Below are 15,747 nucleotides of genomic sequence, written 5' to 3' on the forward strand. Positions count from 1 at the left end.
AAATGGCCCAACACACACTCGAAGTTTTAGTAGAGAACTCACCTGGCGTATTGGCCCGCGTTGCTGGCCTCTTTTCTCGCCGTGCTTACAACATTGAACGCTTATCAGTTGGTCCAACTGCTGACTCATCCATCTCACAGATGGACATAGTGGTTAATTTGGAAGGCCATGCGCTCGAGCAAGTAATTGCTCAGCTAGATAAGTTAATCAATGTCATTTCTATTAAGGAAATAGTTCCAAATAAGGCAGCACCAGCAGTTCACGACACTCAACCCGATTACCAGAACTAAAGGAGAAATACCGTGGCAGCAACGATGTATCACGAAGAGGATGCCGATCTATCCATCATCCAGGGTCGCAAGGTCGCGATCATCGGTTACGGCTCTCAAGGACATGCGCACGCACTTAACTTGCGCGATAGCGGTGTTGATGTCCGCGTTGGACTAAAAGAAGGTTCAGCATCACGCGCTAAGGCAGAAGCTGAAGGTTTGCGTGTTGTTTCAGTAGCTGATGCAGTTAAGGAAGCAACAGTCATCATGATTTTGGCTCCTGACCATGTTCAGCGCCATATCTACACAGAATCAATTTTGCCTAACCTAAAAGATGGCGATGCTTTGTTCTTCGGGCATGGTTTCAATATTCGCTTTGGCTACATCAAGCCAACTGCATCAGTAGATGTTTGCATGGTTGCACCAAAGGGCCCAGGTCACTTAGTGCGTCGTGAGTATGCAGCAGGACGTGGAGTTCCAGTAATCGTTGCAGTTGAACAAGATTCAACTGGTAGCGCATGGCCGCTAACACTTTCATATGCAAAAGCAATTGGTGGACTTCGCGCTGGTGGAATCTTGACCACATTCACAGAAGAGACTGAAACAGATCTCTTTGGTGAGCAGTCAGTTCTTTGCGGTGGTGCTTCACAACTAGTTATGTATGGATTTGAAACACTTACTGAAGCTGGATACCAGCCTGAGGTTGCTTACTTTGAGTGCTTGCACGAACTTAAGCTCATCGTTGATTTAATGTATGAGGGTGGAATTGCAAAGCAACGCTGGTCAGTCTCTGACACAGCAGAGTTTGGTGATTATGTCTCTGGCCCACGTGTTATTGATCCACATGTTAAGGAGAATATGAAGGCAGTTCTTGCAGACATCCAAAGTGGTGCATTTGCTAAGCGCTTCATTGATGACCAAGAAGCTGGTGCTCCTGAATTTAAGTCACTTCGTGCAAAGGGTGAGACTCACCCAATCGAGGCTGTTGGCCGTGAACTTCGCAAGATGTTCTCATGGATGAAGCAGTCAAAGGGCGATGACTATAAAGAGGGAAGCGCGGCGCGTGGCTAAAGTTTTTGAATTAGCCGTGATTGCTGGCGACGGAATTGGCCCTGAGGTTGTTAACGAGGGTCTAAAAGTTCTCGACGTTGTGGCAAAGAAGTATGACGTGACGTTCAAGCGCACTTCATATGACTTAGGTGCTGGGTATTGGCACCGTACAGGCGAAGTTCTTCCACAAGCTATTTTGGATGAGATTGCAACCAAGGATGTAATTTTGCTTGGCGCAGTTGGAGATCCAACTGTTCCAAGTGGAGTCCTTGAGCGCGGTCTTCTTCTTAAGCTTCGTTTTGCATTTGATCACTACATTAATTTGCGCCCTGCACGTTTAATGCCTGGTGTTACCGGACCATTAGCAACTAAGGCTCCAATTGATTTTGTAGTTGTGCGCGAAGGAACCGAAGGTCCATATGTTGGTGCAGGGGGAGTCCTTGCAGAAGGCACTGATGCAGAGATTGCAACTGAAGAAAGTTTGAATACTCGCCGCGGTGCAGAGCGTGTTATCCGTGATGCATTCGAGCGTGCTTCAAAACGTGAACGCAAGAAGCTGACTTTGGTTCACAAGAACAACGTATTAACCCGTGCTGGCGGTCTGTGGACGCGTACATTTAATGAAGTTGCTAAGGAATACCCAACTGTTACCACTGATTACTTACATGTTGATGCAGCTTCAATGTTCTTTGTGACTAACCCAGAGCGCTTTGATGTTGTTGTGACAGATAACCTTTTCGGAGACATCTTGACTGACATTGCAGCTGCAATCTGTGGTGGCATTGGATTAGCTGCTTCAGGAAATATCAACCCAACTGGAAAATTCCCATCAATGTTTGAACCAGTACATGGTTCAGCCCCAGATATTGCTGGAAAGAATATTGCAGATCCAACAGCCACAGTTATGTCAGTTGCGATGATGCTCGATCACTTGGGGTATAGCGATGCTGCACGTGATGTTGAGCGTGCAGTTGCTGCTGATTTACTAGCTCGAGGCGATAAGAAGCGAAGCACAAGTGAAGTGGGAGATGCGCTAGTCGCAGCGCTATAAGCCATGAAAGTCACACTCAATCCAAATGCAAAAGATGCAGCAACTCGTGATGCACTTGTTGCTGAAGGTGGTTTCGGTAAGTACTACACCGATCACATGGTTGTGTGTGAGTGGACTGAAAAAGATGGCTGGGCAGAACCAGAGTTAAAGCCTTATGGTCCACTTTCTTTAGATCCAGCGACAGCAGTATTTCACTACGGTCAGGAAATCTTTGAAGGTATGAAGGCTTATCGCCAACCTGATGGTTCAATCTCACTCTTTCGCCCTGATGCAAATGCAAAGCGTTTTGCTAACTCTGCAAAACGTTTAGCTCTACCTGAAATGCCAGAGGCGTTATTTCTAGAAACAGTTGAAACTTTAGTTAAGCAAGATGCAGGTTGGGTGCCAAACAAAATTGGTGAATCTCTCTATATCCGTCCATTTATGATTGCAACAGAGGTTGGTTTGGGTGTTCGTCCAACTAACAAAGCCACATACATTCTTATTGCAACACCTGCCGGAGCCTACTTTGATCCATCAAAGGCTGTTTCTGTGTGGATTTCAACTGAATATGTGCGAGCAGCGCAAGGTGGAACAGGTGAGGCAAAGTGCGGAGGAAACTATGCAGCCTCACTCGTTGCACAAAAAGCTGCTGCGAAAGAGGGTTGCGACCAAGTTGTGTGGATTGATGCAAAAGAGCGCAAGTGGGTTGAAGAGATGGGTGGCATGAACCTTTACTTTGTTAAGGGCAAAGGCGCAGATGCAACTGTCATCACTCCAAAGTTAACTGGAACATTGCTTCCAGGGATTACCCGTGATTCGATTCTCTCTGTTGCTAAGGACCTTGGCTATAAAACTGAAGAAGTAATGCTGAGCATCGATGATTGGCGCGATGGCGTTTCATCCGGTGAAATCACTGAAATCTTTGCGTGTGGAACAGCTGCAGTTGTTTCACCGGTTGGTACTGCTAAATCAAATATGGGTACATGGGTGACTGGCGATGGCCAACCTGGTGTGATTACTATGCAAATTCGCAATCACTTACTTGCCATTCAACATGGAACAACCTCTGATACACACGGCTGGGTTCGTAAGGTCTGCTAATGCCAGTCTCTGATGCATTTCATATTTATGACACCACTCTGCGCGATGGTGCGCAGCAAGAGGGATTAAATCTCTCGGTTCATGACAAGTTGGCAATCGCGCGTCATCTTGATGATCTTGGTGTTGGATTTATTGAAGGTGGATGGCCAGGGGCAAACCCAAAGGACACTGAGTTTTTTGCGCGAGCTAAAAAGGAATTAGTACTAAAGAATGCAACCTTTGTTGCATTTGGTGCCACACGTCGTCCAAACGTTAAAGCCGCCGATGATGTATTACTTGGTGCCCTGCGTGATTCAGGTGCTCCAGCAGTTACTTTGGTTGCAAAGGCTTTTGATCGCCACGTTGATTTAGCACTCAAAACTTCTCTTGATGAAAACCTAGAGATGATCCGTGACTCAGTGAGTCACTTAATTGCTGAAGGACAACGTGTATTTCTTGATGCTGAGCACTTCTTTGATGGCTATCGCAGTAACCGTGCATACGCGCTAGAAGTTGTACGCGTTGCAGCTGAAGCAGGGGCAGACGTCATTGCCTTGTGCGACACAAACGGCGGAATGTTGCCAGATGAGCTTTCACAAGTAGTCCATGATGTTTTAACTGCTAGCTCTGCTCGCCTTGGTATTCATTGCCACAACGACACAGGATGCGCAGTTGCTAACTCAATGGCTGCAGTTGCAGCAGGTGCGACGCACGTTCAAGGAACTCTTAATGGTTATGGTGAGCGCACCGGTAACGCTGATCTAGTAACAATTATTGCAAACCTAGAGTTGAAGAAGCATCAATTGGTATTACCTAAGGATTCACTGCGCGAAGCATTTAGAATCTCACATGCCGTAGCTGAAGTTACAAACGTCTCTTCTAGTGCGCGTCAGCCATATGTGGGAGTTTCAGCATTTGCTCACAAGGCAGGTCTGCACGCCAGCGCTATTAAGGTTGATCCATCCCTTTACCAACATGAAGATCCAGCATCTGTTGGAAACGATATGCGTATGTTGGTCTCTGACATGGCTGGGCGTGCATCTATTGAATTAAAGTCCCAAGAACTCGGTGTTGATCTTGGTGGAGATAAAGAACTTATCGGCCGTATCGTTGATCGCGTTAAGGAGATGGAATCTCGCGGATTCACTTTTGAAGCTGCTGATGCCTCATTTGAACTTCTAGTTCATGAAGAGATGATCGGCAAGCGTCCATCTTTCTTTACCATCGACCATTGGCTAACAACTGTTGAGCGCTCTGAAGATCAAAGCATTCTTACAAAGGCTGAAGTTAAAGTAACGGCTATGGGTAAGCAGATTTCATGTTCTGGCTCTGGTAACGGTCCCGTAAATGCATTTGATAACGCTTTGCGTACAGGATTGAAAGCTCTGTATCCAGAGTTAGAAGTTCTAGAGCTCACTGATTACAAGGTGCGCATCCTTGAGGGTCGTCTGGGTACGGGCGCAGTTACACGCGTATTAGTTGAAACGAGCGATGGCAAGGGCGAATGGAACACCGTTGGTGTGCATGAAAACGTTATTGCAGCTTCTGCAATGGCACTTGAGGACGCGGTTACCTTCGGCCTTATGCGTCAGGGACGCAAACCCGAGTAAAGTTGACGCGTGAGCGAAGATTTTGAAAAGTTACTAACTACTTTTCAACGCCATTTAGAAGTTGAACGAAACCTCTCAGTTCACACAGTCCGTGCATATATGGGGGACTTAACCTCATTTCTAGAACATCTAGAAAAAAGTAGCCTTACAGATATCTCACAGTTGCAGCTTGTTCACTTACGCTCATGGCTAGCTAATCAACAAGTCAAAGGTGCATCGCGCACAACTATTTCACGCAGAGCAGTCTCAGTGCGCTTGTTTACGAAGTGGGCGCTAAAGAACAAATACTTAACCAGTGATGTGGGTGCACCCCTTGCAACACCTAAGGGTCATCGCACATTGCCTGAAGTTTTAGGTATTGATGATGCAAAAACAGCCATGGATTCAATGGCAACACGGGCAGCAGAAGATGAGACTCCTATGACGTTGCGCGATGTCGCTATGGTGGAAATGCTTTATGCAACAGGTGCTCGCGTGGCAGAACTATGTGGTTTAGATCTAGGCGATATTGATTACAACCGCCAGACCATTCAAGTGCTCGGAAAGGGAAACAAGGAACGTGTTATTCCACTGGGCAATCCTGCGATGCGCGCACTTAAGAAGTGGCTAGATGATGGACGCCAAGAGTTACTGAATGAGAAATCTGAAAAAGCTGTTTTTCTTGGGGCCCGTGGAAAGCGAATAGATCAACGTGCAGTTAGAACCGTTGTGTATGAAGCACTCTCTGCAATTGAAGGAATAGAGCGGATGGGACCACATGCTCTTCGCCACTCTGCAGCAACGCATCTATTAGAAGGTGGTGCTGACTTGCGGACAGTGCAAGAGATTTTGGGCCATGCATCGTTGGCCACAACTCAGATTTATACACATGTATCAACTGAACGTTTACAAAAAGCTTTCAAACAGGCACATCCACGGGCATGAGTAAATCAATTGTTGTTATTCCAACATATAACGAAGTTGAGAGCATCGGCTCACTACTCGATGAGTTAGCAACACTTGATGTTGATGTTCTAGTTATAGATGATGGCTCACCTGATGGCACTGCACAAATCTGTAAAGCACATGGCATTGAAGTAGTTGAACGTAGCGGTAAGCAAGGCTTGGGCAGTGCTTATCGTGCGGGATTTCAGATTGCACTTGATCGTGGTTACGAAAACATTATTGAAATGGATGCCGATGGCTCTCACCAAGTAAGTGATTTAGTGGCGATGATGCAGTGGATTGGTTCGGCTGATTTATTGATTGGTTCGCGCTGGGTGGCAGATGGACAGATTAAAAATTGGAGCAAGTCTCGTGAGCTGCTTTCAAAAGCTGCTAATAGATATGCAAATACTCTGTTATCCCTTGGGGTGGCCGATACAACTGCGGGCTTTAGAATCTATTCAGCTTCACTATTAAAGAAAATGGATATCCAAACTATTGCTAGTGAGGGATATTGCTTTCAGATTGAGATGACTCGTAGGGCACTTGCTAGAGGTGGATCAATTGCTGAAGTGCCTATTACTTTTATCGAGCGCGAACATGGGGTCAGCAAGATGAGCTTTGCAATTGCCTTGGAGGCCGTGGTTCGCATCACTGCCTGGGGGCTTTTACGCATAGTGGGACGGTAATTAGCACGCTCACGGCTCAGGTAAGATTTGCCTCGCACCAGTTGAAGTAATTCAGTTGGTGACATCTCAGCACTGCCTCACTTTTAGTGGGTGAATCATCTCGGTCCGTTAAATCGGTAGATGACTTTCAGTGCGACGGGCCCAACAAATTGTTAGGCCAAAACCGAGCGGGTTTTTTATTGTGCTGCGCACGTAAATAAACCTAAGAAGGAGTATGCCGTCATGGCAGTAGTAACAATGCGAGAACTTCTCGACAGCGGAGTCCACTTCGGACACCAGACTCGTCGATGGAACCCAAAGATGAAGCGCTTTATTTTCACAGAGCGCAATGGCATCTACATCATCGATATCCAGCAATCATTAGCGCTAATCGACAATGCATATGAGTTCGTTAAGGACACAGTTGCAAAGGGCGGTCACGTTTTGTTCGTTGGAACAAAGAAGCAAGCACAGGAACCAATCCTTGAGCAAGCAGCACGCGTTGGTATGCCAACAGTGACTGAGCGCTGGTTAGGTGGAATGCTTACAAACTTCCCAACTGTCTACAAGCGTATTCAGCGTCTGAAGGAGCTAGAAGCTCTAGAAGAAAAGAACGATTTACTTCTAACAAAGAAGGAACTTCTTGTTCTTCGCCGTGAACGCGAAAAACTATTTAAGAACCTCAACGGCATCCGTAACATGACTAAGTTGCCTTCAGCGATTTGGGTTGTTGATACCAAGAAGGAGCACCTAGCTGTGCAGGAAGCCAAGAAGCTTGGTATTCCAGTTATCGCTATCTTGGACACAAACTGTGATCCAGATGAAGTTGATTACAAGATTCCTGGTAACGACGATGCAATCCGTTCAATCGGACTACTAACTCGCGTTATCACTGATGCAATCGCTGCTGGTCTTGCTGCACGTTCAGCACAGGCCAAGAGTGAGGTTAAGGATGAAGCCCCTGCAGTTGCAGCTGGTGAGCCTTTAGCTGATTGGGAAAAAGAAATTGCTGGAACAACTGAAGTTTCACCAGAAGCAATCACTGTCACAGAAGGAGCTTAATTAAATGGCTGCATATACAGCGCAAGACGTTAAGAATCTTCGTGAAGCAACAGCTGCTGGAATGCTTGATTGCAAGAAGGCTTTGGATGAAGCAGAAGGCGATTACAACAAGGCGATTGACATCATTCGCGTTAAAGGACTCAAGGGAGTCACAAAGCGTGAAGGTCGTTTAACTTCAAACGGTGCAGTTGTTGCAAAGGTTGAAGGAAATCTTGGTGTGATGCTTGAGCTCAACTGCGAAACAGATTTCGTGGCTAAGGGTGAGCGTTTCGTTGCACTAGCTGATGAGCTCCTTGCTCACCTACAAAATGCACAATCGGATTCACTAGAAGCATTCCTAACAACAACAATGTCTAGCGGCAAGACCGTTCAGGCAACTGTTGATGAGGCAAATGCAACTCTTGGCGAGAAGATTGAAGTTCGCCGCATTGCAGTGTTGAAGGATTCTCCAGTTGGAATCTACTTGCACCGCACAAGCCCAGATTTGCCACCACAAGTTGGCGTTCTAGTTCAATTGACTAAGGATGCAGCTGAAGTCGGTAAAGATATTGCTCAGCACATCGCAGCCTTTGCACCACAGTTTGTAAATCGCGAAGATGTTCCTGCTGAACTAATCGAAAACGAACGTCGTATCGCAGAAGAGACTGCACGCGAAGAAGGAAAGCCAGAAGCTTCCCTCATCAAGATCATTGAAGGTCGCGTAACAGGCTTCGTCAAGGAAGTTTCTTTGATTGAGCAATCTTTTGCTAAAGATGCGAAGAAGACTGTGAAGCAGATCCTCGATGAGGCAGGAACAGCCGTTAAGGCGTTCAATCGCTTCCGCGTGGGTCAATAAGTTCAAAGGCGACATCGCTTAGAATTTAGATATTCCAACTAGAAGTTAAAGGAGCACTCATGCCCGGTACAAGAGGAACGTATCGGCGGGTGCTCCTTAAACTTTCTGGTGAAGTTTTTGGTGGAGAAAAAGGCATCGGTGTTGATCCTGATGTCGTGCAAGATATTGCTAAACAAATCGCAGATGTAGCCCGTAGTGGCGTCCAAGTTGCCATTGTTGTTGGCGGCGGTAACTATTTCCGTGGCGCAGAGCTTTCTCAGCGCGGTATGGATCGCTCACGCGCTGACTACATGGGAATGCTCGGAACAGTGATGAACTGCTTAGCGCTACAAGATTTCCTAGAAAAAGAAGGCGTGCAAACTCGAGTTCAGACTGCAATCACTATGGGTCAAGTGGCAGAGCCTTACATTCCACTTCGCGCTATTCGCCACCTTGAAAAGGGTCGCGTTGTAATTTTTGGCGCAGGCGCTGGAATGCCATTCTTCACAACAGATACAGTTTCAGCCCAACGCGCACTTGAAATTGGAGCAGAAGCTCTGCTTCTTGCCAAGAGCGGTGTTGATGGTGTTTATAGCGCAGATCCAAAGAAGGATAAGAGCGCAACTAAATACGATTCAATTTCTTATAACGAAGTTTTAAGCAAATCTCTGGCTGTGGCTGATGCTGCAGCTTTTGCTCTGTGTCGTGAAAATAAGCTGCCTATCGTTATCTTTGACTTAATGAAGAATGGCAATATCGCACGCGCAGTACGCGGTGAAACGATTGGAACGTTAGTTTCTTAGTTCAAATTTTTTGGGGCTAGGGCAGAAATTGCCGATAGAATCAATAATGATGTAATACCAAGGGAGATGTCATGGCAGATGTAGCAAGCGCCCTCAAGGACGCTGAGACGAAGATGAGCAAAGCAGTTGAGGTTGCAAAGGATGATTTTGCTTCAATTCGAACTGGCCGTGCACACCCATCAATGTTTAATAAAATCATGGTCGATTACTACGGCACCTACACGGCGCTCTCTCAACTAGCCTCTATTCAAGTTCCTGAAGCCCGCATGGCCACAATTGCGCCATTTGATAAGGGCTCAATGGCAAGTATTGAAAAAGCGATTCGTGAATCAGATTTAGGTGTTAATCCTGGAAATGACGGCGTTGTTATTCGAGTTAATTTCCCACAATTAACCGAGGAGCGCCGCAAGGAATACATCAAGGTTGCAAAAGGCAAAGCTGAAGACTCAAAGGTCTCCATGCGAAACATCCGTCGCGCGGCAAAAGAGGCGATGGAGAAGATGGAAAAAGATGGTGAGATTGGAAAGGATGATTTAGCACGCGGTGAAAAAGAGCTTGAGAAAATCACCTCTGATCATGTTGCGAAAATCGATGAACTCTTGAAGCACAAGGAGGTCGAACTCCTAGAAGTTTAAGGAGTTTGTCACCGATGTCTGATTTTCAATCGATAAACGAGGCTATTAATAAGAAGGCCGGGCGAAAGCTGGGACCTTCGATTGTCGTCTCGCTATCCTTAATTGCTTTGGTGTGGTTTGCTCTTGTTTACCGCCGTGAGGTTTTTGCTGTTGTTGTAGCAATCGCGGTTCTTCTTGGCATTCGCGAAATTGTTCGAGCCTTTAACGTGCGCGGAATTTATATCTCAGTTGTTTCACTTGCTGCAGGAGCCGTGGCTCTTACATATGCAACCTGGAACGGTGGGGCAGCAGGTTTAGCTATTGCCACAGCTATCGCTATTCCGCTTTTGCTAATTCAACTTTTAACTAAGGGCCCAGAGGGCTTTGTGCAAAGCGCGACTGCAACTACGTTTTCACTTCTCTATCTGCCATTTCTAGCTGGCTTCCTTATTCTTCTTGCTAAGCCAAGTACGGGCCTAGAGCGCGTTATGACTTTTGTTGTATTGGTTGGATGTAACGACACATTTGGTTACATCGTGGGAGTTCTATTTGGAAAGCACCCACTCGTTCCAGCCATCAGCCCAAAAAAGAGCTGGGAAGGCTTAATTGGCTCTCTCGTCTTCACAGTCATTGGTGGATCACTGGCATTTAAATACATCATGGAGATGCAATGGTGGATAGGTGCCATCGTTGGATTAATGATTGTTTTCACCGCCACTTGCGGTGATCTCATTGAAAGTGCGATGAAGCGCGACCTTCACCTTAAAGATATGGGAACTCTGCTTCCAGGCCATGGTGGAATTTTGGATCGTCTTGATTCAGTATTGATTTCAGCCCCAGCGCTATGGCTTGCACTAGAGCTAGTGAAGCGCTGGTTATGAGCGTTCCTGAGATTAAATTGGTTTTTGATGAACCAGTTCAGCGCAAGAAAACCCCCAAGCATTTAGCTGACTATTCACCCGAAGAGCGCCGCGAACTAGCAAAATCTCTAGGTCTTCCAGCTTTTCGTGCCAACCAAGTTGCCACCCATTACTTCACGCATTTATCTAATGATCCAGAGAACTGGACAGATATTCCTGCTGAGATGCGCAAGACAATCGCAGAACAATTCACTCCTAAACTCATTGAACTTGTGCGCTCAGTTGAGTGCGATGGAGGAATGACACGTAAAGATCTGTGGAAACTCCATGATGGTGTTTTGGTGGAGTCAGTTCTAATGCGTTACACCGATCGCGTAACAGTGTGTATTTCATCCCAAGCAGGATGTGGAATGAACTGCCCATTTTGTGCAACTGGCCAAGCTGGACTCACTCGAAACTTAAGTGCTGGTGAAATCACAGAACAAATCGTTGCAGCAGCAAGAGCATGTGCAAATGGTGAATTACCTGGGGGAGAAGCCCGTCTTTCAAATATCGTCTTTATGGGTATGGGTGAACCATTAGCTAATTACAACGCAGTTACACGAACACTGCGAAACATTACAGATCCAAACCCTGACGGCCTCGGAATTAGTGCGCGCTCAGTGGTGGTTTCAACTGTTGGACTTGTTAATGGAATTGAAAAACTCACTGAGGAAGGACTCTCAGTTACTTTGGCCGTTTCACTTCACACACCAGATGATGAACTTCGAGACACTTTGGTTCCAATCAACTCTAGGTGGAAAATCAAGGAAGTTTTGGCTGCAGCAGATGCATATGAAAAGAAGACGGGCCGTCGTTATTCAATTGAATATGCCTTGATTCGAGACATCAACGACCAATCATGGAGATCGGATTTGCTTGGCAGGTTACTGAAAAACCGTAATGCTCACGTTAATTTAATTCCCCTCAATCCCACTCCAGGTTCCAAGTGGACTGCGTCCCGCCGTGAAGATGAAGCTGAGTTTGTCCGCATCTTGGAAAGTTACGGGGTTCCAGTCACTGTGCGAGATACCAGAGGTCGAGAAATTGATGGGGCCTGTGGTCAGTTAGCTGCTGCAGAAAAAGGTAACAGTCCTACTGGTTAGGTAAGGATGGAATTGGTAGGCTCAATTCCATGGAAAAGTTAACTAACTTCATTAATGGCAAGGCCGTCGATTCAACATCCGGAGAAACCTCACCACTTATTAACCCATCAACTGGCAAAGAGTATGCCCGTGCACCTAAATCTAATGCCGCCGATGTTGATTTAGCATTTAAAGCTGCAAGTGATGCATTCCCAGGTTGGCGCGATTCCACTCCATCGCAGCGTCAAAAAGCTTTACTGAAAATCGCAGATGCTATTGAATCTCGCGCAGATGAAATTATTGCAATTGAGACGACAAATACAGGTAAGCCAATCTCTTTAACTACTTCTGAAGAAGTACCACCGATGGTTGATCAGATCCGATTCTTTGCGGGAGCTGCACGAAACCTTGAAGGAAAATCTGCTGGTGAATACATGCCAGGTATGACTTCAATGATTCGCCGCGAACCTGTGGGAGTGATTGGACAAGTAACACCGTGGAACTATCCAATGATGATGGCAGTGTGGAAGTGGGCTCCGGCAATTGCTGCAGGTAACACGGTTGTGTTAAAGCCAAGTGATACAACACCCGCATCAACTGTGTGGATGGCCAATGTGATGTCAGAGTATTTACCATCAGGTGTTTTCAATGTTGTTTGCGGTGAACGTGAAACTGGACGCATGGTCGTGGAACACAAGCGCCCTGACATGGTTTCAATCACTGGTTCAGTCGGTGCTGGAATTCAAGTTGCACAATCTGCAGCTACTCAACTCAAGCGAGTGCACCTTGAACTCGGTGGTAAAGCACCTGTAGTTGTCTTTGCTGATGCAGATTTAGCCGCTGCAGCTGAAGGCATTGCAATTGCTGGCTATTTCAACGCCGGCCAGGACTGCACAGCTGCCACACGAGTGATTGTTGAAGCCAGTGTTTATGATGAATTTGTTGCTCTTTTAACCGAGCAAGCTAAGGGGATTGCCATTGGTTCCCCATCTGAAGATGTTTTCTTGGGGCCAGTTAATAATGCAAACCAGTTAGCCCGTGTTAGCGCCTTCTTTGATCGCCTGCCTTCTCACGCAAAGGTGATGACCGGTGGAAAGGCTCTGGATAAGCCAGGCTTCTTCTTCCCAGCAACTGTTGTTGCCGACCTGAAGCAAGATGACGAGATGATCCAGAGTGAAATCTTTGGCCCAGTCATTACTGTTCAAAAATTTAGCGATGAAGCAGATGCAATCTCAAAGGCCAACGGGGTTGAGTATGGCTTGGCCTCTAGCGTCTGGACCAAGGACCATGGCCGTGCGATGAGAATGGCTAAGGCCTTTGACTTTGGTTGTGTCTGGATCAATACCCATATCCCTGTGGTTGCTGAGATGCCGCACGGCGGATTCAAGCGCTCAGGCTATGGCAAGGATCTTTCTGCCTATGGATTTGAAGATTACACACGAATCAAGCACGTCATGACCAACCTTGGGGCGTAGTATTTCGCCCAAGAACCCTAATCACTAAGGAGTAAAGCAATGGCAAAAGAGCGGTCACTTTCACCTGAGGCACGTTCAATACTTGGAACTCAGATTTCACGTCGTGCTGTTTTAGCAGGAGCAGGTGGTGTTGGTGCAGCAGGTTTATTAGCTGCATGCGGTGGCGGAGATGGTGCGTCTGCAGAAAACACTGTGCGCTGGGGTAACTGGCCTTTGTATTTAGATTTTGATGAAGAATCAAAGACATATCCAACTCTTGTTAAGTTCTCAGAGCAAACAGGAATTGAAGCAAAGTACTTTGAAGATTACAACGATAATGATGAGTTCTATGGAAAAGTTCAAGCGCAGTTAAAGCTTGGAGAAGATATTGGGTATGACGTAGTCACACCAACTGACTGGATGGCAGCTCGCTGGATTCGCTTGGGATACACACAAAAGTTTGATGCTGCAAACATTCCAAACAAGGTAAACATTCTTGATTCACTTGCTTCACCTTCATATGACCCTAACCGTGAATCAACTCTTACATGGCAAGGCATCATGGGTGGATTCGGTTGGAACGTTGAAAAGAATCCAAAGGGAATTCGCACACTTGATGATCTATTTGCGCCACAGAACAAGGGAAAGATCGTTGTTCTTTCTGAAATGCGCGACACAATCGGTGTGATTTTGCTTGGCCAAGGTGTTGATATCACTAAGGTAACTGAAGATGAGTATATGAATGCCGTTGATTTCATGGCTAAGAAGATCTCTGATGGATGGATTCGTGGCGTTAAGGGTAATGAATACGCTGAAGACCTCACATCAGGTGATGCAACCGCTGTTATCGGCTGGTCTGGAGATATGTTCATTCTTGCCTCAGAGAATGAAGGAAAGTTTGACTTCGCAATTCCAGAGTCAGGCGGAACTATCTCAGGTGATAACTTGATTATTCCTTCGACTGCATCTGCTACTGGTAAAGCAAATGGCGAGAAGATGATTAATTACTACTACGAGCCAGCTGTAGCGGCAGAAGTTGCTGCTTATGTGAACTATGTGTGTCCAGTAAAGGGTGCACAAGCTGAGATGGAAAAGATTGCTCCAGAACTTGCAACAAGTGAGTACATCTTCCCAACAGAAAAGACAGCATCTCGTCTCAATGTTTTCCGTTCTCTCACACCAGATGAAGAGACAAAGTGGGCTGAAGCTTTCCAGCAAGCTCAAGGAAACTAGTGTCGAAAGATCCAATTACTGCAAGGGGAGATCTTCGTCTAACTCGTATTACGAAGTCATATGGTGACTTCACTGCGGTAGATGATTTAACTCTTACGATTCCAAAAGGATCTTTCTTTGCATTGCTTGGCCCTTCAGGTTGTGGCAAAACCACAACGCTTCGCATGGTCGCAGGTCTTGAAGAGCCAACAGTTGGAAGTATTCATTTGGGTGATACGGACATTACAACCACGCGTCCGTATCAACGCCCGATTAATACTGTTTTTCAAAACTATGCGCTATTTCCTCATCTCACCATCTTTGAAAACATCGCTTTCGGTCTTCGCCGTCGGGGAATCAAAGATGTTAAGGAACAGGTCGATAAAGTCCTCAACCTTGTTGAGCTCCCACATTTAGCTGAGCGCAAGCCAACTCAACTATCAGGTGGTCAACAACAGCGCATTGCACTTGCTCGCGCAATTGTTAACCGCCCAGCCCTTTTGCTTCTTGATGAACCGTTAGGTGCACTTGATCTCAAGCTACGTCGTCAGATGCAGATCGAACTCAAGTGGATTCAGCGTGAAGTTGGCTTAACTTTCGTTCACGTAACACACGATCAAGAAGAAGCTATGACTATGGCAGACACGATTGCAGTTATGAATGAAGGAAAGATTGAGCAGATGGGATCGCCAGCTGATCTCTATGACAATCCTGAAACCGCATTTGTTGCTAACTTCCTCGGTCAATCTAATTTAATTAAGGGCAAAATCGATGGAAATGATGGCGACAATTTAGTAGTTGATCTTTATGGCCAAAAGATTTCCATGCCAAAAAAGCGCAGCCACGCAGTTGATAGTTCACTCTATGCAGGAATTCGCCCAGAGAAGTTTAGAATTTCTCGCCTAGGAACGCCTGTTAAGGGAAACACTTTAACTGGTGGACACATCGAAGATGTTTCCTACATTGGCGTGAGCACGCAATATGTGGTGGCAATGCCTTGGGGCCAGGAAGTTATGGTCTTTGAGCAAAACGATGATGGTGTTGCACCATTTGATAAGGGCGATGAAGTTAATATCTCATGGGAACCAAGCTTCACTTTTGGTCTGCGCGGAGATGAAGATATCGAAGCGGGTACAGAAGTTAATCCTGAGGAATTAGAGGAGGAATAAC

The 15,747-nt window shown here is 46.2% G+C and carries 15 protein-coding genes and 1 pseudogene; all 16 read left to right on the forward strand.

All coding sequences use genetic code 11. The features are described 5' to 3' along the window. Nucleotides 1–2: 2 nt before the first annotated feature. A pseudogene (gene ilvN, locus A7sIIA15_RS02430) lies at nt 3–239 on the forward strand (acetolactate synthase small subunit); the annotation flags it as partial. A gap of 75 nt (nt 240–314) precedes the next feature. Continuing rightward, nucleotides 315–1,340, forward strand: coding sequence for a ketol-acid reductoisomerase (ilvC, locus tag A7sIIA15_RS02435; RefSeq protein WP_095686428.1), 1,026 nt, complete (start codon nt 315–317; stop codon nt 1,338–1,340). Further along, a complete protein-coding gene (locus tag A7sIIA15_RS02440) occupies nt 1,306–2,370 on the forward strand; it encodes a 3-isopropylmalate dehydrogenase (RefSeq protein ID WP_420021905.1) in 1,065 nt (354 codons plus the stop codon). Before ilvC ends, A7sIIA15_RS02440 begins: the two co-directional genes overlap by 35 nt. Before the next feature lie 3 nt (nt 2,371–2,373). Beyond that, nucleotides 2,374–3,453, forward strand: a complete 1,080-nt coding sequence (locus tag A7sIIA15_RS02445) for a branched-chain amino acid aminotransferase (RefSeq protein ID WP_095685629.1) — start codon at nt 2,374–2,376, stop codon at nt 3,451–3,453. Further along, the gene (cimA, locus tag A7sIIA15_RS02450) at nt 3,453–5,042 is read left to right on the forward strand and encodes a citramalate synthase (protein WP_095685630.1); all 1,590 of its coding nucleotides are present in this window, start codon (nt 3,453–3,455) and stop codon (nt 5,040–5,042) included. Before A7sIIA15_RS02445 ends, cimA begins: the two co-directional genes overlap by 1 nt. A 9-nt stretch (nt 5,043–5,051) precedes the next feature. Beyond that, entirely contained in the window at nt 5,052–5,966 is a 915-nt protein-coding gene (locus A7sIIA15_RS02455; protein ID WP_095685631.1) for a tyrosine recombinase XerC, read from the forward strand. Continuing rightward, nucleotides 5,963–6,655, forward strand: a complete 693-nt coding sequence (locus tag A7sIIA15_RS02460; RefSeq protein WP_095685632.1) for a polyprenol monophosphomannose synthase — start codon at nt 5,963–5,965, stop codon at nt 6,653–6,655. Before A7sIIA15_RS02455 ends, A7sIIA15_RS02460 begins: the two co-directional genes overlap by 4 nt. 222 nt (nt 6,656–6,877) lie before the next feature. After that, on the forward strand, nt 6,878–7,696 hold the full coding sequence (gene rpsB / locus A7sIIA15_RS02465; protein WP_017956006.1) for a 30S ribosomal protein S2: 819 nt from the start codon (nt 6,878–6,880) through the stop codon (nt 7,694–7,696). Nucleotides 7,697–7,700: 4 nt separating this feature from the next. Next, nucleotides 7,701–8,531, forward strand: coding sequence for a translation elongation factor Ts (gene tsf / locus A7sIIA15_RS02470; protein WP_095685633.1), 831 nt, complete (start codon nt 7,701–7,703; stop codon nt 8,529–8,531). 59 nt (nt 8,532–8,590) lie between these two features. After that, nucleotides 8,591–9,313, forward strand: coding sequence for a UMP kinase (gene pyrH / locus A7sIIA15_RS02475; protein ID WP_095685634.1), 723 nt, complete (start codon nt 8,591–8,593; stop codon nt 9,311–9,313). Between the two features lie 71 nt (nt 9,314–9,384). After that, nucleotides 9,385–9,948 (forward strand): ribosome recycling factor, encoded by a 564-nt coding sequence (gene frr / locus A7sIIA15_RS02480; protein WP_095685635.1) that lies wholly within the window; start codon nt 9,385–9,387, stop codon nt 9,946–9,948. Between the two features lie 14 nt (nt 9,949–9,962). After that, nucleotides 9,963–10,808, forward strand: a complete 846-nt coding sequence (locus A7sIIA15_RS02485; protein WP_095685636.1) for a phosphatidate cytidylyltransferase — start codon at nt 9,963–9,965, stop codon at nt 10,806–10,808. Further along, a complete protein-coding gene (gene rlmN / locus A7sIIA15_RS02490) occupies nt 10,805–11,932 on the forward strand; it encodes a dual-specificity RNA methyltransferase RlmN (protein ID WP_095685637.1) in 1,128 nt (375 codons plus the stop codon). Before A7sIIA15_RS02485 ends, rlmN begins: the two co-directional genes overlap by 4 nt. A 29-nt stretch (nt 11,933–11,961) precedes the next feature. Beyond that, nucleotides 11,962–13,386: a gamma-aminobutyraldehyde dehydrogenase gene (locus A7sIIA15_RS02495; protein ID WP_095685638.1), complete on the forward strand. Its 1,425-nt coding sequence runs from the start codon at nt 11,962–11,964 to the stop codon at nt 13,384–13,386. A 39-nt stretch (nt 13,387–13,425) separates the two neighbouring features. After that, nucleotides 13,426–14,598 (forward strand): ABC transporter substrate-binding protein, encoded by a 1,173-nt coding sequence (locus A7sIIA15_RS02500; protein WP_095685639.1) that lies wholly within the window; start codon nt 13,426–13,428, stop codon nt 14,596–14,598. Beyond that, a complete protein-coding gene (locus tag A7sIIA15_RS02505; RefSeq protein WP_095685640.1) occupies nt 14,598–15,746 on the forward strand; it encodes an ABC transporter ATP-binding protein in 1,149 nt (382 codons plus the stop codon). The genes A7sIIA15_RS02500 and A7sIIA15_RS02505 overlap by 1 nt, the downstream gene beginning before the upstream one ends. Nucleotide 15,747: the final 1 nt, after the last annotated feature.

The sequence above is a fragment of the Candidatus Planktophila vernalis genome (assembly GCF_002288185.1).
Taxonomy (GTDB): domain Bacteria; phylum Actinomycetota; class Actinomycetes; order Nanopelagicales; family Nanopelagicaceae; genus Planktophila; species Planktophila vernalis.